General features: G+C 50.6%; 19 protein-coding genes. 8 read left to right on the forward strand and 11 right to left on the reverse strand.

Annotated elements, in window-relative coordinates; all coding sequences use genetic code 11:
- Positions 1-3 precede the first annotated feature (3 nt).
- The 6 genes from ruvA to dusB form a co-directional block, all read right to left on the reverse strand.
- Positions 4-585: a Holliday junction branch migration protein RuvA gene (ruvA, locus tag ACO0LC_RS26855; RefSeq protein ID WP_422950682.1), complete on the reverse strand. Its 582-nt coding sequence runs from the start codon at positions 583-585 to the stop codon at positions 4-6.
- Between the two features lie 124 nt (positions 586-709).
- Positions 710-1,252 (reverse strand): crossover junction endodeoxyribonuclease RuvC, encoded by a 543-nt coding sequence (gene ruvC, locus ACO0LC_RS26860; RefSeq protein WP_423008970.1) that lies wholly within the window; start codon positions 1,250-1,252, stop codon positions 710-712.
- Between the two features lie 275 nt (positions 1,253-1,527).
- On the reverse strand, positions 1,528-1,809 hold the full coding sequence (locus ACO0LC_RS26865) for a GIY-YIG nuclease family protein (protein WP_423008972.1): 282 nt from the start codon (positions 1,807-1,809) through the stop codon (positions 1,528-1,530).
- Positions 1,810-1,887: 78 nt separating this feature from the next.
- Complete coding sequence (gene purH, locus ACO0LC_RS26870) at positions 1,888-3,453, reverse strand: bifunctional phosphoribosylaminoimidazolecarboxamide formyltransferase/IMP cyclohydrolase (protein WP_423008974.1); 1,566 nt, start codon at positions 3,451-3,453, stop codon at positions 1,888-1,890.
- 47 nt (positions 3,454-3,500) lie between these two features.
- A complete protein-coding gene (locus tag ACO0LC_RS26875) occupies positions 3,501-3,734 on the reverse strand; it encodes a helix-turn-helix domain-containing protein (RefSeq protein ID WP_110258221.1) in 234 nt (77 codons plus the stop codon).
- A 93-nt stretch (positions 3,735-3,827) separates the two neighbouring features.
- A complete protein-coding gene (gene dusB, locus ACO0LC_RS26880; RefSeq protein ID WP_423008976.1) occupies positions 3,828-4,838 on the reverse strand; it encodes a tRNA dihydrouridine synthase DusB in 1,011 nt (336 codons plus the stop codon).
- A gap of 333 nt (positions 4,839-5,171) precedes the next feature.
- Here dusB and ACO0LC_RS26885 point away from each other — a divergent pair, with 333 nt between their 5' ends.
- Positions 5,172-6,500 (forward strand): NAD(P)/FAD-dependent oxidoreductase, encoded by a 1,329-nt coding sequence (locus tag ACO0LC_RS26885; protein WP_423008978.1) that lies wholly within the window; start codon positions 5,172-5,174, stop codon positions 6,498-6,500.
- A 73-nt stretch (positions 6,501-6,573) separates the two neighbouring features.
- On the opposite strand, the gene ACO0LC_RS26890 is transcribed toward ACO0LC_RS26885, so the two are convergent.
- A complete protein-coding gene (locus ACO0LC_RS26890) occupies positions 6,574-8,262 on the reverse strand; it encodes a hypothetical protein (RefSeq protein ID WP_423008980.1) in 1,689 nt (562 codons plus the stop codon).
- A gap of 289 nt (positions 8,263-8,551) precedes the next feature.
- On the opposite strand from ACO0LC_RS26890, the gene ACO0LC_RS26895 reads away from it, so the two are divergent.
- The 4 genes from ACO0LC_RS26895 (at position 8,552) to ACO0LC_RS26910 (ending at position 11,951) form a co-directional block, all read left to right on the forward strand.
- Positions 8,552-9,154, forward strand: coding sequence for a hypothetical protein (locus ACO0LC_RS26895; protein WP_423008982.1), 603 nt, complete (start codon positions 8,552-8,554; stop codon positions 9,152-9,154).
- Positions 9,155-9,169: 15 nt separating this feature from the next.
- Positions 9,170-10,225, forward strand: a complete 1,056-nt coding sequence (locus ACO0LC_RS26900; protein ID WP_423008984.1) for a sensor histidine kinase — start codon at positions 9,170-9,172, stop codon at positions 10,223-10,225.
- The gene (locus ACO0LC_RS26905; protein ID WP_423008986.1) at positions 10,222-10,974 is read left to right on the forward strand and encodes a LytR/AlgR family response regulator transcription factor; all 753 of its coding nucleotides are present in this window, start codon (positions 10,222-10,224) and stop codon (positions 10,972-10,974) included. Before ACO0LC_RS26900 ends, ACO0LC_RS26905 begins: the two co-directional genes overlap by 4 nt.
- Before the next feature lie 602 nt (positions 10,975-11,576).
- Positions 11,577-11,951 carry a hypothetical protein gene (locus ACO0LC_RS26910; protein ID WP_423008988.1) on the forward strand — a complete coding sequence of 125 codons (375 nt, stop codon included), beginning with the start codon at positions 11,577-11,579 and terminating at the stop codon, positions 11,949-11,951.
- Positions 11,952-12,142: 191 nt separating this feature from the next.
- Here ACO0LC_RS26910 and ACO0LC_RS26915 read toward each other — a convergent pair whose 3' ends face one another.
- The 3 genes from ACO0LC_RS26915 to tyrS form a co-directional block, all read right to left on the reverse strand.
- Entirely contained in the window at positions 12,143-12,811 is a 669-nt protein-coding gene (locus ACO0LC_RS26915) for a histidine phosphatase family protein (RefSeq protein ID WP_423008990.1), read from the reverse strand.
- Between the two features lie 15 nt (positions 12,812-12,826).
- Entirely contained in the window at positions 12,827-13,267 is a 441-nt protein-coding gene (gene dtd / locus ACO0LC_RS26920) for a D-aminoacyl-tRNA deacylase (protein WP_423008992.1), read from the reverse strand.
- 140 nt (positions 13,268-13,407) lie between these two features.
- A complete protein-coding gene (gene tyrS / locus ACO0LC_RS26925; protein WP_423008994.1) occupies positions 13,408-14,676 on the reverse strand; it encodes a tyrosine--tRNA ligase in 1,269 nt (422 codons plus the stop codon).
- A gap of 267 nt (positions 14,677-14,943) precedes the next feature.
- On the opposite strand from tyrS, the gene ACO0LC_RS26930 reads away from it, so the two are divergent.
- From ACO0LC_RS26930 to ACO0LC_RS26940, 3 genes are all read left to right on the forward strand, one after another.
- A complete protein-coding gene (locus tag ACO0LC_RS26930; protein WP_423008996.1) occupies positions 14,944-16,314 on the forward strand; it encodes a peptidoglycan DD-metalloendopeptidase family protein in 1,371 nt (456 codons plus the stop codon).
- Between the two features lie 12 nt (positions 16,315-16,326).
- Positions 16,327-16,851 (forward strand): GNAT family N-acetyltransferase, encoded by a 525-nt coding sequence (locus ACO0LC_RS26935; protein ID WP_423008998.1) that lies wholly within the window; start codon positions 16,327-16,329, stop codon positions 16,849-16,851.
- A 63-nt stretch (positions 16,852-16,914) separates the two neighbouring features.
- A complete protein-coding gene (locus ACO0LC_RS26940; protein WP_423009000.1) occupies positions 16,915-18,063 on the forward strand; it encodes an anhydro-N-acetylmuramic acid kinase in 1,149 nt (382 codons plus the stop codon).
- Positions 18,064-18,133: 70 nt separating this feature from the next.
- Here the strand turns inward: ACO0LC_RS26940 and ACO0LC_RS26945 are convergent, their stop codons facing one another.
- A complete protein-coding gene (locus ACO0LC_RS26945; protein WP_423009002.1) occupies positions 18,134-18,391 on the reverse strand; it encodes a hypothetical protein in 258 nt (85 codons plus the stop codon).
- Positions 18,392-18,811: the final 420 nt, after the last annotated feature.

Consider the following 18,811-nt stretch of genomic DNA (forward strand, 5'->3'; position numbering starts at 1 on the left):
CGCTTAACCCTTGGACAAGGCTTTCAATGCCAGTTTGATACCGTCAGAGACGCCACTACCTGCAGGCACAGACTTCATGGCCAGCAAGGCTTCCTTGTCAGAATAACCAAGTGCCTGCAAGGCATTCAGAATGTCGGCGCTGTGGTCTCCTGCCGCCAGTGCCGCAGTGGCATTACCCAGGTCCGCACCGAGTTTGCCCTTTAGTTCGAGCAATAACCTTTCAGCAGTTTTCTTGCCTATGCCAGGCACGCGGGTCAGGCGTCCGGCCTCTTGCAGGGTAATCGCCTGTGCCAGGTCGGCTACTGACATGCCGGACAATATGGAGAGGGCAGTGCGGGCACCGACGCCGCTGATCTTGATCAATTGCTTGAAGGTGCTGCGCTCTTCTGCAGTACCAAAACCAAACAGCACATGCGCATCTTCACGTATCGCCAGATGGGTCAGCAAGACCACTTTTTCACCCAGATGCGGCAGGTTATAGAAAGTGCTCATGGGCACATCAACCTCATAGCCCACACCCTGGCAATCGACCAGCAATTGCGGAGGATTCTTTTCTATCAGAGTGCCTGCAATGCGACCTATCATGAGACTGCTTTCATACTGTATGAATAAGCAGTGATAGTAAACGATTCTGGCGCATTTGACGAGGCAAATGCGGGGAAATTATATGGATATTGCGATACTGCAATGAAATGAGATCGGGCAGGAGCTAACCTACGAGACGTCCGCCCTTGACGCGCAAGCCCTTCTTGGCCAGGCCGGGAGCAATGGCACCCAGGGTTGCCAGAGTGTCGCCACTATGCGCATGGCAAATCGCCACGCCCAGTGCATCGGCAGCATCACTGCCAGGCAGGCCGGACAAAGCCAGCAGGCGTTGCACCATGTCCTGTACCTGCTCTTTCTTGGCGCGGCCATGACCAACCACGCCTTGTTTGACTTGCAAGGCAGTGTATTCTGCCACTGCCAGGTCAGCCGCCACCAGCGCGCATATCGCCGCTCCACGGGCTTGCCCCAACAGCAATGTGGACTGTGGATTGACGTTGACGAAGACTTTTTCTATCGCCGCACAATCGGGCTGGTAAGTACGCACTATTTCTGAAACGCCTGACAAAATTGTCTTCAAGCGTTCGGGCAAAGTGCCATCGATAGTCTTGATCGTGCCTGAGGCGATATATGTCAGCTTGCTGCCCTGTTTATGGATGACGCCAAAACCGGTGGTACGCAAGCCGGGGTCTATGCCTAGGATTTTCATGAATTGTTTTGTTGGTATCTATGGGCTGGTGCTGATGTTGCTGAACGGGTCTTGCTGGGGAGTATAGCGTATCAGTGTGGATTTTTATTTGTTGCTATGTGAGTGCGTGATCACTTTCGACTATTGTTATTTGTGATTAATGTACGTTGCATGCTGTGAGTTGTTAATGCTTTGCGAATCGTATTTGTGGGCGGCGAATGCCGCTAGGCTCCAGCCTTCGCTGGAGCGACGTCAATTAAATATGGAAGATTTAACCAGTCACGTACTTGTTCGGCTCAAACAATATCCAAATACAAATCCCGCCAATAAGGATTGGTTTCTTCAATCAATCTGATCTTCCATTCCCGCTTCCAGGCCTTGATTTGCTTTTCGCGTTGAATGGCAGAAAGGATGGAGTCAGTCTGATGAAACCAGACCAATTGATGAATTTTATATTTCGAAGTAAAACTGTCGACGAATTCATTCTTATGCTGATAAACACGTGCGATCAAATCGCTAGTAACACCAACATACAAAGTGCCATTTCTGGCACTGGCAAGAATATAGACGTAAGCCATGAGGATGAGAAGGAGGAATGAAAAACGGCCCTGAATAATCAGGGCCGCATATACATCATTTAATACATCAACACTGCATCAATGACGGAAATGACGCGTACCGGTATAGACCATGACCACACCACGTTCATCCGCAGCATCGATCACTTCCTGGTCACGCATGGAGCCACCCGGGTGGATCACGCAAGTAGCGCCAGCATCGACCACCACATCCAGACCATCACGGAAGGGGAAGAAGGCGTCAGACGCTACCGCAGAACCGGTCAAAGTCAAACCAGCATTCTGTGCCTTGATGGAGGCGATGCGGGCAGAGTCTATGCGGCTCATCTGGCCAGCACCTACACCCAGTGTCATGCCATTGCCGCAGAAGACGATGGCATTTGATTTGACATACTTGGCCACGCGCCAGGCGAACATCATGTCAGCCATTTGTTGCGGAGTTGGCTGCAATTTTGAGACGACGCGCAGTTCTTCCTGCAAGACGTTTTTCGCATCTGGTGCCTGTACCAGCAAGCCACCGCCAACACGCTTCATATCGTATTGGTTGAAGTCATTGCCCAGAGAAATTTCCAGCAGGCGCACATTTTGTTTTGCAGCGAAAATCTGTTTTGCTTCGGCTGTGAAAGATGGCGCGATCAATACTTCAACGAATTGTTTGGCGACGATTTCCGCAGCCTTGCCATCGAGTTCTCGGTTGAAGGCAATGATGCCGCCAAATGCAGAAGTCGGGTCAGTCTGCAAAGCCTTGCTGTAGGCATCAAACGGTGTAGGTGCAACAGCCACGCCGCAAGGATTGGCATGCTTGACGATGACGCAGGCAGATTCAGCGAAAGACTTCACGCATTCCCATGCGGCATCGGCATCGGCGATATTGTTGTAAGACAGTTCCTTGCCTTGCAATTGCTTGTAGTTGGCCAGCGAACCTTCCAGGGATTTCAGGTCGCGATAGAAGGCGGCTGACTGATGCGGGTTTTCGCCGTAACGCATTTCCTGCACTTTTTCAAAATGCAGGTTCAGGGTTTGCGGATAGGCGCTGCGTGTGGTGTGTGCCTTGTCTTCACCCAGGCTGGTCAGATAGTTGGTGATGGCACCATCGTATTGTGCTGTGTGAGCAAATACTTTTTTTGCCAGCGTGAACTTGGTGTCATAGCTGACGACGTTCTGGTTCGCCTTCATCTCTGCCAGCACGACGGCATAATCAGCAGGGTCAACAATGACTGTGACGTCTTTGTGGTTCTTGGCAGAAGAGCGCAACATGGTTGGTCCGCCGATGTCGATATTTTCTATCGCATCTTCAAGTGAGCATTCACCCTTGGCGACAGTTTGCTGGAACGGGTACAGGTTGACCACCACCATGTCTATGGTAGGAATGCCATGCTGTTCCAGCGCTGCCACATGTTCAGGAAAATCACGGCGTGCCAGAATACCGCCATGCACTTTAGGGTGCAGGGTCTTGACACGGCCATCGAGCATCTCAGGGAAGCCGGTGTAGTCAGCCACTTCGGTAACAGGCAGGCCATTGTCAGCCAAGAGCTTGGCTGTGCCACCCGTGGACAAGAGCTTGACACCGAGCGCAGACAATTCACGTGCAAATTCGAGCACACCGGTCTTGTCGGAGACGGAAATGAGGGCTTGTTTGATCATGATTTTTGATGTGAGTAAGGAAATCGGTGTCAAGCCTCGCGGATGGATTAAAGCAAACCGTGCTGCTGCAATTTCTTGCGCAAGGTGTTCCGGTTAATGCCCAACATATCGGCGGCTTGTGACTGGTTGCTCGATGCGCGCGTCATGACCATTTCTAACATCGGTTTTTCAACGGCTAACACGACCATGTCGTAAATATTGGATGCGGGTTGCTCGCCCAGGTCACGGAAATACTTTTCCAGGTTTTTGTGGACGGCGTCTTGAATGCTATCTTTGCTCATGCTGTTTTTATCACTGTTCGGTTAAGCCAGGCGGCGGGTAGTCCATGCTTCATGGACGGCAAGACAATTTATTTTTTGTAAAAGTACTTTGTCTTATGCTGCCAGTTTTTCTTCAAAGGGGCGGTATTGTAACCGCTCCCCAGCCATGTGATCAAAAAAACTGCTGACGGCGGCAAGTTGTTCATCACAATCCGTCAGTAAGTTCATTTGTTGCCGGAATTCTTCCCCGCCTACCAGGTCTTGCATATACCAGCCTATGTGTTTGCGTGCCGTTCGTACGCCCAGATAGTCACCATAAAAGGCATAGTGCGCTTTCAAATGGGCATCCATGAGTCCACGAACTTCAGAAATCAGTGGGGCAGGTAAATGCTCGCCGGTATTGAGGAAATGCTCGATCTCGCGAAAGATCCACGGTCGGCCTTGCGCCGCCCGGCCTATCATGATGGCGTCAGCACCGGTGGCCTCCAAGACATATTTGGCTTTTTCCGGTGTCGTGATGTCGCCATTGGCAACTACGGGGATATTGACTGCGGCCTTGACGGCAGCAATGGTCTCATATTCGGCATTACCCTTATAACCATCGGCACGGGTGCGCCCATGCAGGGTCAGCATTTGTATGCCAGCCGCTTCTGCCATGCGGGCAATATTCAGGGCATTTTTATTGGCCCTGTCCCAGCCGGTACGAAACTTGAGTGTGACCGGCACATCGACTGCGCCGACCACCGCATCCAGTATCTGACCAACCAGGTTTTCATGCTGCAACAAGGCAGAGCCACACCAGGCATTACAGACCTTTTTAACCGGGCAACCCATGTTGATATCGATGATTTGCGCACCTTTATCAACATTATGCCTGGCGCAATCGGCCAGCATTTGTGGATCAGCACCGGCAATCTGCACGGCCTTGGGTTCCATTTCGCCTTCATGGTTGGTACGGCGCGTGGATTTTTCTGTTTCCCAAAGCTTGGGGTTGGAGGCTGCCATTTCAGACACGGCATAACCCGCACCCAGTTCTTTGCACAACTGACGGAAAGGTCTGTCAGTCACACCAGCCATGGGAGCAACAAAAATATTATTACGCAGCACGTAAGAGCCGATTTGCACGATCAGGGAAGGGGGAAATTCGAAGAAGCGCTATTCTACCTGAATCCTGCTTAAATATTCGGCAAAATCGTTACTACTCGTAAGGAATATTTTTATCTATATGACATGCAGAAGCGATAGTATAAATCTAGCAAAATCATCAGTCTTTTAGACTTGCATTTCTAAATTACTGTAGTAGGCGGTATACCAACCTACACTAGTCCGCATATGTGTATACTCTGATTGCAATTTGTCATGGACTCCTGACAAAAATGCATTCCCGTGGCACTGATTAATTGATTCATTGATTGATCGCCGCCAAGGGAATACATTTTTAATATTAAGGGAGTCATCGTGGATACGCAAAACAAGGAGACAGTACATAGAATTACCATCGTTGGCGGTGGTGCCGGCGGGCTGGAACTGGCAGTTCGCCTGGGCAAGAAATTAGGCAAGAGTGGCAAGGCCATCATCACACTGGTGGATGCCAGCCGTACCCATTTGTGGAAACCTTTATTGCATCAGGTTGCCGCAGGCACCCTCGATAGCCACGCGGATGAACGTGAGTACTTTGCCCTGGCCAGATCAAATCATTTTGATTTTCGTCTCGGGCGCATGGATGGCTTGTCGCGTGACAAGAAAGAAATCTACCTCGCTCCGACTCTGGATGAAAACGGCATAGAGTTATTGCCACGCCAGGCCATACCCTATGATAGCCTGGTGATTGCCCTGGGCAGCCAGACCAATGACTTTGGTACGCCAGGTGCGCGCGAGAACAGCATCATGCTTGATTCACTGGCAGCAGCCGAGCGCTTCCACCAAAAACTCATCAATTGCTGTTTGCGTGCACAAACCCAGGCTCAGGCTGCTGGGGAAGGTCGTTTTACGGTCACTATCATAGGTGGTGGTGCAACCGGGGTAGAGCTGGCGGCCGAGTTGCACATGACCACCAAAATTCTGTCGAGCTACGGCCTGGTTAACTTCCATCCAGAAAAAGATTTGAAGATTGTTATTGTTGATGCTGCCCCGCGCCTGCTGCAAATGCTGCCTGAACGCCTGTCAGAATCTGTCGCCCGTGAATTGCGCAGCATCGCCATCGAAGTACATACCAATGAAAAAGTCGTTGAAGTTTCCAAGGCTGGTGTAGAGATGGCCAGTGGCAAATTCATCCCCAGTGGCATCGTGGTGTGGGCCGCTGGCATCAAGGCTCCTGAATTCTTGAAAGACCTGGATGACTTGGAATGCAACCGTATCAACCAACTGGTTGTTAACCGCAACTTGCAAACCACGCGAGATCCCTCCATTTTTGCCCTGGGTGATTGCTGCGCCTGTCCACAAGGCGAAGGTTTGCCGAATGTGCCGCCGCGCGCGCAGTCAGCCCATCAACAAGCCACGACTTTGGCCAAGTCATTGGTGCGCCAGCTGCAAGGCAAGTCCTTACTGGCATTTACTTACAAGGATCACGGTTCGCTGGTGTCGCTGGGTAATTACAGCACAGTCGGCAGCCTCATGGGGGCCATCGCCAGCGGCTCGGTTTTCATCGAGGGTACTTTGGCAAAATGGATGTACTGGTCTTTGCACAAGCATCACCAGGTAGCAGTCAATGGTCTGTTTCATACCTGGCTATCGACCTGGGCAGAGACCATAGACCGGGTGCGCAATCCGCGTATCAAGTTGCATTGAGTCGTGCAGATGGGGTATTGCCCCATCTGCACACGCGGCCTACTACATAGAATTGAATATGAATTGAGCTTGCTCAGCGCGTATTCTTTATTTGCCGCATGTACGCCGCACTATCTGGCCTGAAGAAGGCTGCATTGATCTTGTTGGCCAGTTTGTCGAAGGCACGCTCTGCCATCACCGCATAGACCTGGCCTTCAGGCGCACGATGTACGGCATCGCGATTGGATGTCTTGTAGTCAACGTTGAAAGAATCTGGCGGCTCGACTTCCAGATCAAATTTCCAGCGATCTTTGGCATTGGGTACCAGGATGGCCGCCTTGAAGCGCATGACCAGCCCGACAAAGGCATCATCCTGTTTGTCTGAGGTATACACCTTGCCAGAAGGCTCTATCTGGTAGGCGATCAGCAATCTGGGGACATTGTCTTTGGCAGCAGGGTTGGCATTGAATGCCAGTACATCATTCGGGAAGATGGCGCTGAATGCACTGCGCATGCCATCGACAATCCGGGTTTCTCTGGTGGCGGCGCTGTTATCGGCAAAGTATTTTGCTGCCGGTATGATCTTCATGCCACGTAATTTGTTTTCCTTGAGTTTCAAGAAAATGTCCAACTGACTCAAATCATTTTCTGTAGGGCGATTAAAGCTGATGGCCACATTCGGGTCGTCATGTTCCTCGGCGAACTTCAGCAATTGCTCCATGGACTTGATCATGCCTGTGTCCGAATTGACTGCCTGCGCCCGGAATTTTTGCAAGGCACTGTCATACAGTAAATGAATTTCTTCTGCTACGTCGGGCAGGATATCTGATTGCGGGAAACGTCTCTTCAGTTGGCGCAGCAGTGTGACAGAGTGTTTTTTTTGCACTTCGTTGAATACCACGCGCGGCAATTCAGCCTGCATTTCAGCCAGCTTGAATTTGCCATTGGCGAGATAGCCCAGATAAGCAGCTTCAGTTTGTGACTGCTTGGCATTCAAATACATTTTCTTGTCTGCTGCTGCGTTCCTGCCATACCAGAACACGGCGGCAATCAGGATGGCCAACATCAGCAATACCACTTTTAGCTCAATCAACAAAGTGAGTATGCGCTTGGGCAGGCTGGCAGTCACCAGTGCTTCACGCCACTTGTTTTTGCGCACATCCAGGAAAGGATCAAAACCATACAGGCTGGCGATGTCACGATCGTGGAATGCATTCCTCGCCTTGGCCTTGTAGGTATTGAATTTTTCCAGCGCGATTTCAGCCTGGTTCAGGTTGGTGATGACCAGTTCTTTGCGGGTGCCATCATTGAAGTTGAAAGAGAAAACGGTTTTTTGATAACGCCCATTGTTTTCATGATGCGTGGCATCCAGTTTGCGCAATTGTGCCAGGTCATGTACCGCAATCTTATTGCTACGCATGTCGACCAGAGCCAGAGGGAACAGGTAGTGACCTGGCAAAAACCGAAACTTGGCACTTAATTGCATGCGCTGCCACATCGCATGTCCCGCATACACCACGCCAAAAAACAAGATGGCATACCAGACGATCAAACCTGTATCGCCCCAGGCAGTATCTTTGACCGGGTCACCAAAATGAGCTGCTGCAGCCAGGTAAATGAAGAAGCTACAAACTGCCAGGAGAGCCACATGCAAAAAATACCAGCGTGTATTGGACGTGACTTGCCCATGCACGAGAAAGTCGGGGCTCCTGACCGATCTGGCCAAATGCTTTTTGACATTACGGGGTAGTGCATCATAATCGAATTGATAAAAGACTCGCACCAGGACTTTCCTTCAACTTAAAATGGCAGATCAGCAAAACAGACGCGCAGGCTTGATGTACTACACAATCGCTGAGTAAAGCAGGCAGTATCGCCATTTACCATGTCATGGTCAATTCACTTGTGTCATTCTGGCAGGTCATGCATAAAACTATTTTTTATCACGTCCATTCATCAGAAAATTTCCGCCATTTATCGGCGTGGATGGGACGTCAATCGCAAAGAGAAGGAAATCAAATTTGTTTATCCGTATATTGCACATCATCAACAACCCACATGGAGTAAAGATGATGAAACACTGGAAAATCCTGATCGCAGCCCCACTGGTTGCATTTGCTGTCAATTTCTCATACGCGGGTGCGGTCAAAAATGGCATCCCCAAAGGCTGGACAGGCAATGGTGCGATTGCCACCCATTATGAAAGTGGGATTGATGAGTCGCAAGGGAGTAAAGAGCAACCGGCTTTCTTTATCGCCTCAAAAGAGACAAGCACTGATGATGATTTTGCCGCTATCACGCAAGTGGTCGATGCAAGTGCATATCGTGGAAAAAACATGGTTTTAAAAGCATCCGCCCGCCACACGGATGAGCTGGGTCGCTACGAACTCTGGATCCGAACTACTGATGACAAAGGCGGTGTTCGCATCACCTCCTCTAGCGGAGCGAAAGGGGACGCTTGGGAAACGGTGAGGGTTCAGGCACCAGTGAGCGCCAATGCGCAAAAACTGGAGTTAGGGATAGGTATCAGAAAACAAGGGAAATTGCTGGTAAAAGACCTGTCCTTTGCTGAAGCCTCCGCAAATAATTCCATACCTGAGCGCAAGCCTATAGCCAACGATGTCAACATCGGTCAGGCAAACGCAGCGATAAAAAACCTGAATTTCTCGGAATAAAAAATGCATACAGACATGACCATAACTCATGCGGATGAAGAAGGGGCAGGCACATTGAACGCGTGGCCGTTGTTACCCATGCTGGCCGCGCTGGGTTTGCTGCTTTATGCAAGCCTTGGTCCAGGTCGCTCAGCCTGGCTGGCAGATAGCCTGGCTATCCTGCTGGCCTATACCCTGGCACAAGCCGGTTTATGTCTGTCGCAAAAAATACTGTGGTTCAAACATGCCAGCCAGCGCTGGGCTATTCTGGCCTTGTCCGTGGCGCTGGCATTGTTTGCAGGGCCCAAGGCAGAAGCTGCATTCTGGCCGACGATGACAACCGGCCATGCCAGCTGGTTATTGCCCGCAATCATACTGGTATTCCTGTTCGCCACCGTCTTGCCTGCTGCCATAGACCTGGAAATTCGGCACCGCACTCAGGCCAGCCTGGCGGCGGAAGCCAGCAAGCACAAAGTCGAGAGACAAATGCTGGAAGCCAGATTGGCAGCCTTGCAGGGCCAGATAGAGCCACATTTTTTATTCAATACCCTCGCCAACACCCGTGCCCTGATACACCAGGATGCAAATCAGGCAGAACAAATGCTGAACCACCTGATTGCTTACCTGCGTGCCGCCATGCCCGACATGCGCCTGAGTACCACCACACTGGGGCAAGAGCTGGACAGGGCTGCTGCCTATCTGCAAATCTTCCAGACACGCCTGGGCGCACGCTTCCAGTTTTCTGTGCAGGCAGCAGATGATGTGCGCGCCTGCCTGATCCCACCACTGGCTGTCATGAGCCTGGTGGAAAACGCCATCAAGCATGGTATAGAACCGCAACCCGGTGATGCACGCATAGATATCATCGCGCATAATGAAGCAGGGCAGTTACAGGTAGAAGTCAGAGATAATGGCCGTGGTTTCCACGGTGAACTGGGCAGTGGCGTGGGTTTGCTGAACGTGCAGGAAAGATTGCTCGCCCTGTTCGGTGAACAGGCAGAATTGCGCCTGCAGGCCCAGGATGAAGGTGGTGTAAATGCCATGCTGATCCTGCCTGCCAGATTCGACAATCAAGAGAAAGCTAGTGCATGAGTATTGCGTTGCAAACAGTAGCAAGACCGCGAGTGTTAATCGCCGAAGATGAAGCGATTTTGCGACAAGAACTGCATACTGCCTTACAGTCTTTATGGCCGGAACTGGACGTGGTGGCTACGGTCGATGATGGAATTCGTGCTGCGCAGGCCATTGCTGATTTACAGCCTGACCTGGCTTTTCTGGATGTACGCATGCCAGGTTTGAATGGGATCGATGTCGCCCGTCTGGCCCGCCACCCTTGCCACATTGTGTTCCTGACTGCGCATAATGACTATGCCGTCGATGCCTTTGACCAGGGCGCAGTGGATTACCTGCTCAAGCCTCTCGATATGGGCCGCCTGGCACTGGCCGTGCAAAGACTCAAGCAACGCCTGTCGCAGCAACCGGCAGACATGTCGGCCCTGCACATCAAAAAACCGCAAGAGGCTCTACGCTGGATACAGGCTTCCGTCGGCAACCAGATACGCTTCATCAATGTCAGCGATGTACTTTGTTTTCGGGCAGACGCCAAGTACACCAAGGTCATGACGAGCAAACTTGAGGCCCATATACGCACCACCATCAAAGACCTGGCTGCGCAACTTGATGCAGATAAATTCTGGCAGATATCGCGCAGCAATATCGTCAATGTGGCAGCGATAGATGCGGTGCAAAGAAGTGATGGCGGGTTGGCGTTACGCCTGCAGGCCAGCGATGAATGGCTGGCAGTATCGCAGGCTTATCAATCTCAATTCAGGCAGATGTAGATACTAAGTGCTGATTGAGCTACGGCGCTTCTTAACTTAAACTTGAAACGCTTGCTACGCTTACTCAACACTTAGTACGATAAATTTTTGAAAAATGCCGTCGTTGTTTTGGCGGCAGTGCTTTCTATCGTAATGGTGTCCGTCGTTAGCAAGAAATTTGTTGATCGCCTTGATCATCCTTCTCGACAAAACCCTCAAATTCCACCGACGTCATTTTTCGTTCCAGTCCTATGGATATCAGCTTATGTATGGCTTCGCTTTTCCTCCGATCTTTGCTTGCCGCAGGTCTTGCACCTTGAAATCTGCTTGACTTGGTATTGTTGATAATGCAATCTTGCTCGCGCACTATACAAGTGCTTGTAAATTCCCTGACTAATCTCATGAGGTTGAGCTTGTTATGATACGCATCAGAATATTTGTTTTTTTTTGAGTTTGGTGGGACTGGTCCATGCGGAAGAAAAAAAGCGAAAACATTATTGTCGGCACGATAGATACTATACATTCAAATGTTTTGAATGAGGATAGAAAGATTTGGGTGCATGTTCCCAAGCCCAAGGCTGGCTGGGGACCGGAAAAATCAGTTTATCCAGTAGTACGATGCCTTGCAGTTCCTGTTTGATTTTTACAAGATAGCTGATACGGAGCGTTTATATGATGAAAAAGTCGATGACGCCCTGGAGCTAAAGCAGCATTTTGAAAAAGTCAGTCAACGCTTGGGTTATCAGCAATTTCCAAAGCTGAGTTTTGTGAATATGATGGGACAGCATTTCTTAAATGAAAAAAAATTAAAGAATGCCCATGATTTCCTTGAGATGAATGTCAAGAATTATCCTAATAATCCTTTATCTTATGAAGGTATGGGCGACTACTACCAGGCGGCTGGCGAGCAGGCCAAGGCGAAAGAGGCATACCAGCAAGCTGTGAACCTGGATGCGAATTCCAGAGCCAAAGAAAAGCTGGAAAAGTTAACGAAGTAAAAAGTAAGTACCAGTATCGTGAACGCTATTGATACCTGTTGATGATATTTTATTCGCCAATCGCTTTGACTGTGTACCACGAAAGCCGCGGGATTCCTGCCTGCGCAATTTAAGGTCGCTCCAGCGCAGGCTGGAGCCCAGTGGCGTTGTTCAACGGACAGATAATGCCCGTTATTGCCATCGCAAAGACATCAATGCTTCTCGACCTTGCTCTGATTAATCTCGTCCAGCCCATCTGCATCCAGGTGGGCAATATCTCCCCATTGCACCAGCTTGATTTCTTTGCCCGTCACTTCAAAGCGATTGATGCTGGCGTTGTAGATAGTCACTTCGCGTGGCGCATTCAGTGGTAAATCCTTGGCGGCGCGGTAAGCGCATTCGAGTACGCCGCCGTGGGCGACGATGGCGATTTTCTTGCCTTCAAATTGTTTTGCGTAGTGCAGCACATGCTCCGTCACACGCTTGTGGAACTGGCGTATGGTTTCACCCTGGTTTTCGCCGGGTGGGAATTGCGCATCTGGTTCATGTGCTTGCCAGGCATTGTATTCCCTGCGATAGAGGCTGGGCAGTTCGCTATACAGCTTGCCTTCAAAAGCACCAAAGCAACGCTCACGCAAACCTTTATCTATGCGGGTGCTGACGCCTTGCAGGCGGGCGATTTCACCGGCGGTCTGCACAGCGCGCTGCAAGTCGCTGGAAACTATCGCGTGCAGCTTTTCATTTTGCAAGGCCCAGGCCAGGGCTTTGGCCTGGCGCGTGCCTTCGGCGTTCAGCGGGATATCGAGATGACCTTGCAAACGGCGTTCTGCATTCCAGGCGGTTTCGCCGTGGCGTATCAATAAAATTTCTGTGGGTTTCATTTGTTTATTTTGTTCTTATTTTGTTTTTAGCCAGAAGGTGACGGGACCATCATTGGTCAGCGATACCTTCATGTCGGCACCAAAGCTGCCGGTTTCTACCTGCGCATGTTTGCTGCGCGCCTGGGCGACGAAGTAATCGAATAATTGCCTGCCCAGCTCTGGTGGCGCTGCTGGTGTGAAAGAGGGGCGCGTGCCGGAATTGGTATCCGCAGCCAGCGTGAATTGTGGCACCAAGAGCAAGCCACCTTGCACGTCGGTGACGCTGCGGTTCATCTTGCCAGCATCGTCGGAGAAGACGCGGTAAGCGAGTAATTTTTTTAACAGGTCATCGGCCTGCTTTTCAGTATCTTCGCGCTCAGCGCAAACCAGGACCATCAGGCCAGCATGGATGGCGCCTATGGTATTGCCATCGACGACGACTTTGGCTTCGGTGACTCTTTGTAGTAGGGCGATCATGGGGAAGAGAGTAGGAATGGCGACTGTAGGTTGGGCTACGGTTTACCAGCCCAACACTGTGCTTATGATGAATATTTACGTTGTTCAAGCGCCGAGTGTTGGGCTGATGAGGCGTAGCCCAACCTACGAGAATTGAAGCATCACGCCGTCAAAGTTACCTTCGCAAACTTGCGTTTGCCGACTTGCAGTACGAAAGTACCTGCTTCTACTTTTAGACCTTTGTCACTGATGACAGCACCATCAATACGCACGCCACCTTGTTCCACCATGCGCAAACCTTCACCAGTCGAAGCACACAGATTCGTTTGCTTCAACAACTGGCCTATGCCAAGCGGCGCTCCACTGATAGTGACTTCCTCCACATCATCCGGTATCCCACCCTTGGAACGATTCACGAAATCCGCCAGCGCATCTTCTGCGGCTTGCTTACTATGGAAACGCGTCACGATTTCTTGCGCAATCGCCACTTTGATATCACGCGGGTTCTGACCTTCTGCGACTGCTTTTTTGTAGGCAGCGATCTGTTCCAGCGAGCAGAAAGACAGCAGCTCATAGTAACGCCACATCATGGTGTCAGAAATACTCATGATCTTGGCGAACATAGTGTTCGCCGGTTCAGTGATGGCGATATAGTTGTTCTTGGACTTCGACATCTTCTCGACGCCGTCCAGGCCTTCGAGCAAAGGCATGGTCAAAATGCATTGCGGCTCCTGGCCATAATCTTTTTGCAGTTCACGACCCACCAGCAGGTTGAATTTCTGGTCAGTGCCACCAAGTTCCAGGTCAGATTTCAGGGCGACAGAATCATAACCCTGCATCAGCGGGTACAAGAATTCATGCACAGAAATCGGCGTGCCCGCCTTGAAGCGTTTGGTGAAGTCATCACGTTCCATCATGCGGGCGACGGTGTACTTGGATGACAGTTGTATCATGCCGCGTGCGCCTAGTGGGTCTGACCATTCAGAGTTGTAGCGTATCTCGGTTTTGCTGGCGTCCAGTACCAAAGCGGCCTGCTTGAAATAAGTCTGGGCATTGTCTTCGATTTGTTCGCGCGTCAGCGGCGGGCGAGTAGCATTGCGGCCAGACGGGTCACCGATCATGGACGTGAAGTCACCAATCAAAAAGATTACGGTATGGCCCAGATCTTGCAGCTGGCGCATCTTGTTGAGTACAACGGTATGACCCAGGTGCAAATCTGGTGCAGTCGGGTCCAGGCCTAGCTTGATGCGCAGGGGTTTGCCGGTTTGTTCGCTGCGTGCCAGTTTTTGGGCAAATTCGGATTCGATGAGCAGTTCATCAACACCGCGTTTGGCTACCGCCAGTGCATGTTGCACTGCATCGGACAAGGGCAGGATTTTGCTGGCATTGCCAGTGTTTTCAGAGGAGCTGGAATTATGTTCAGAAGTCATCATTAATATAGATCAATTTTTTTGTAACACCGCTGGTCGAATTCCAAAACTGAATCCATAATCAGCGTTTGCCAAATTCTGGGTGTTGGTTAATTAGCAGGGATTATCGCTCAAACCGGATGTCAGCAATTTACTTGCTAGTTCCCTGGTTTTATAATCCCAAACTTTAGTGTTGCTGTCTTGATACCATGCGCATTTTATGTGCAAGTTCATCTCACTGCAACGATCTCGAATTTTCGATAAAAACAGTCAATTTTAACTTATTGCATGCGTCCAACAGATAAAATACTTCGTTTAGTCTCTGGTGGCAGACTGTTGTTTGGCACCACACGCGCTTCGCGCATCGTTTCCGTCTCCGCACTTTTCTTTGCAGTCTGCGCATTTGGCGCAGTTGGTGTTGCTCCTTTGGCACCAGATGCATCTGACTTGCCAGTCAAGCGCATCAAAGAAGAACTCAGCCTGCCTTCACTCGATGCCCAGGTCGCCGCACTGGAAGCGGTCGATCAGCAATTCATCCGTGAAGCTACCTTCAAGAGCAGTGAGCAATTGGCCACATTCTTGCAGCGCATAGGCGTGGATGACGATGAAGCAGCACAGTTCATCAAATCAGACAGTATTGCACGCGGTATCCTGCAATTCAGGGCTGACAAAACCGTGGCAGTCAAAACGGATGAAGAAGGTGAACTCCTGTGGTTGCAAACAACGGTCTCCGATGGCCCGGACAAACCAGTCAGAAACATCGTCATCAGCCGTGATAGTAATGGCAAGCTGACATCTTCCGATATCACTGCCAAACTGGAAAGGCGTGTGGAAATGGCAACTGCCTATATCCGTACCGCTTTTTACCCGGCTGCCGATGATGCCATGATCCCCTATAACGTCACCGAGCAGGTTAAATCCATGTTCGAGACCAATGTTGATTACCAGCGCCTGCAAAAGGGCGACTATTTCAATATTGTCTATGAAAGCTTCTGGCAAAACGGTGAACGCGTCCGCACCGGCCGTGTGCTGGCAGGTGAATTCAGCAATTCTGGCAAGTTGTATCAGGCAGCATGGTTTGAAGAAACTGGCGGTAAGGGTGGTTATTACACCTTTGACGGCAAGTCACTGAAAAAAGCCTTCCTCAAGTCACCGATAGAATTTACCCGCGTATCTTCTGGTTTCTCCATGCGCGTGCATCCTATTTCCGGTCATTGGAAAGCCCATAAGGGCGTCGACTTTGCTGCTGCGACTGGCACACCTATCCGTGCCTCTGCTGATGGCGTGGTTGATTCAGCTGCGCCAAGCAATGGTTATGGCAACCTGGTTGTGCTCAAGCACTGGAATAACTACAGCACTGCCTACGCCCATATGAGCCGTTTTGCTGCTGGCATACACAAAGGTAGCAAGGTTAGCCAGGGTGATGTGATTGGTTATGTAGGTACGACAGGCTGGTCTACTGGCCCGCATCTGCATTATGAATTTCGTGTCAATAATGAAGCCCGTGACCCTATGAGCATCAACATGACAGAGGCCGCCCCATTGGCGACTGCTGAAATGAACCGCTTCAAGAGTTTCGCTGGTGACATGAACCATAGATTCAACCTCCTGCACCCGGAACGCATGGCAGAAGTCATGCGTCTGGCCAAACGCTCTTGATCTTTAAGTAATTTGCCCGCAAGTCCAGTAATCATACGCAAGGCAGAGACAGCAGATGTCTCTGCCTTGACCGTTTTAATACTTCAGGTCTGGCTTGATACCTATGTCAAGCAAGGCGTCGGGCAGACTATTGCTGACTATGTCCTGTCTGAACTGACAACGGCAAGAACGGCAGCCTATCTCTCGCAAAGCCATACCCATATCCTGCTGGCAGAAACGAATGGTCATCTGATTGGCTATTGCCAAACCTCGCATGGCAAGCGTCATGCCCAGGTAACAGCAGAGCATCAGGCTGAACTCGACCACCTCTATATACACCCGGCATTTTTTGGACGTGGCATAGCTCGCCAATTGTTGACCGAGGCCGAGGCACATCTGCGTGAACTGGGCGTGCAGCAAGTCTGGCTGACTACCTGGGTAGGTAATGACAGGGCGCGGCTTTTTTATCCGCGTGTCGGTTATGCCGACATAGGTGAGACCATCTTCCGCATGAAAGCTGAGGAAATCGCCAACAGAATTTTTTGCAAGTCCCTGTAATATCAGGCTGACTCTTCTATACTCTTGCTGATTAAGGTAAACGATATGGCAGGCGGTATAAGCATGAGCATGCAGCACGACAAAAGCAATGCAAATAATATATATATAGGCATGATGTCCGGCACCAGCCTCGATGGTGTTGATGGCGTCATGGTGCGCTTGCCTGACCCTGACAATGAGGCAGGTGCTGGCATGCAGGTACTGAGCAGTGCCTACATCCCGTTTGATGCTGAGCTGCGTCAGCAAGTCATGCGCTTGCAGCAAGTCAGTGAGAATGAATTGCATCATGAGGCGTTGCTGGCAAATGCCCTGGTCAAAACCTATGCTTCCTGCGTCAAAAAATTACAGGCGCTGGCAGAAGGGCAAATCGTGCATGCCATAGGCGTGCATGGGCAAACCATCAGGCACAGACCAGAGTTGGGCTACACCCGTCAGACCAATAATCCCTCCTTGCTGGCAGAGTTGACAGGCATCGATGTCATCGCTGATTTTCGCAGCCGTGATGTCGCTGCAGGTGGCCAGGGTGCGCCCCTGGTGCCAGCTTTCCATCGCGCTGTTTTTGGTCGTGCAGGCGCTTCCAGTGTCGTCGTCAATATAGGCGGCATCAGCAATATCAGTGTCTTGGCCGCAGATGGCAGTACCCGTGGTTTTGATACCGGCCCCGGCAATGTCCTGATGGACGCCTGGATGCAGCAACACCAGGGCAAGACTTATGATGCCAATGGCGACTGGGCGGCACAGGGTAATGCCATCCCTGCATTGCTGAGCAGACTGATGGATGAAGCCTACTTGCGAATCCCGCCGCCAAAAAGTACAGGCCGTGATCTGTTTCATCCAGACTGGCTGCAGGGTAAATTACAGGGTTTTGAAGCCAGCCGTCCCGTCGATGTGCAGGCAACTTTGTGCGAATTCACCGCACTGACATTGGCAAATGAGATTGTCAGCCATGCAAGCGATGCCTCCCATGCCTATGTCTGCGGCGGCGGTGCTTACAATCACCATCTCATGCAGCGCTTGCAAGCTTTGCTATCTCTCCAGTCATGCAAGGCCCTGGTCAATAGCACCGCCATACTGGGTGTCGCCCCCGAACAGGTGGAAGCTCTGGCCTTCGCCTGGCTGGCACAAAGATTCTGCCTGCGCCTGCCAGGTAACCTGGCTGATGTTACTGGCGCAGCAGGTGGGCGCATCCTGGGGGCGTTATATCCTGCGTGATGGCTTGGAGATCATCCGGTGCATTCTATATATAAAGCCTTATTGTTTTAAATAGAGCTTGCTTGGTAATTCACTTCTTTTTTGAAATACGCAAAGCAAAGTCGACCAGAAGTCCGCATGCCATAGGGACTGAAAATATAGGAATCAGATGCAAAAAAGCAGGATAGGATGTGATGCTACCTGCAAGATAACTATTGAGTATTGGGCGGAGGGTAAAAAGATAGTAATACCCCCATATAAAAAAAGTGAAAAATATCACCAAAGCTGGCCAGGTGGAGTCTGTCTTGCCTTTTTCTTTGTCGTTGACGCGAGCTTCGGTAGTTTCCATGTGGTGATTCTTTATATGAGGGAATGAGTTGAATGTGGAGTTGTCAGTGAAGCCTCTCGACACTCTCGTTTTCAGAGTGCAAAATAAGGCTAACATTGTGTTGAGTAATTGGCAAGTGGGAGTGATTATGATTTGCCGGGCGCTGCACATTAGCTGCATCCAGATGGTAGTTGTTCCATATGTACATGTAGTCTTTAAAGCATTACTTATATAGCGCACTCAATAACTAAAAAATGAGATGCCCAATAACTCAAAACTGTAGCAAATTAATTACCCCCCCCAACCCCGTCGCGCCTGCGCAGGCAGGAGGCTACCGGGCTGGCGCTCCAGCGTCTTTCGTTGATAAGCCGCGATACTTGCTCACAGACATATATAAATATGAGAATGCAAAGGGTGCGCGCAGCGCACCCAAGGTTTTGC

Source organism: Undibacterium sp. JH2W, from assembly GCF_049340425.1.
In the GTDB taxonomy this organism is placed as follows: domain Bacteria; phylum Pseudomonadota; class Gammaproteobacteria; order Burkholderiales; family Burkholderiaceae_D; genus Undibacterium.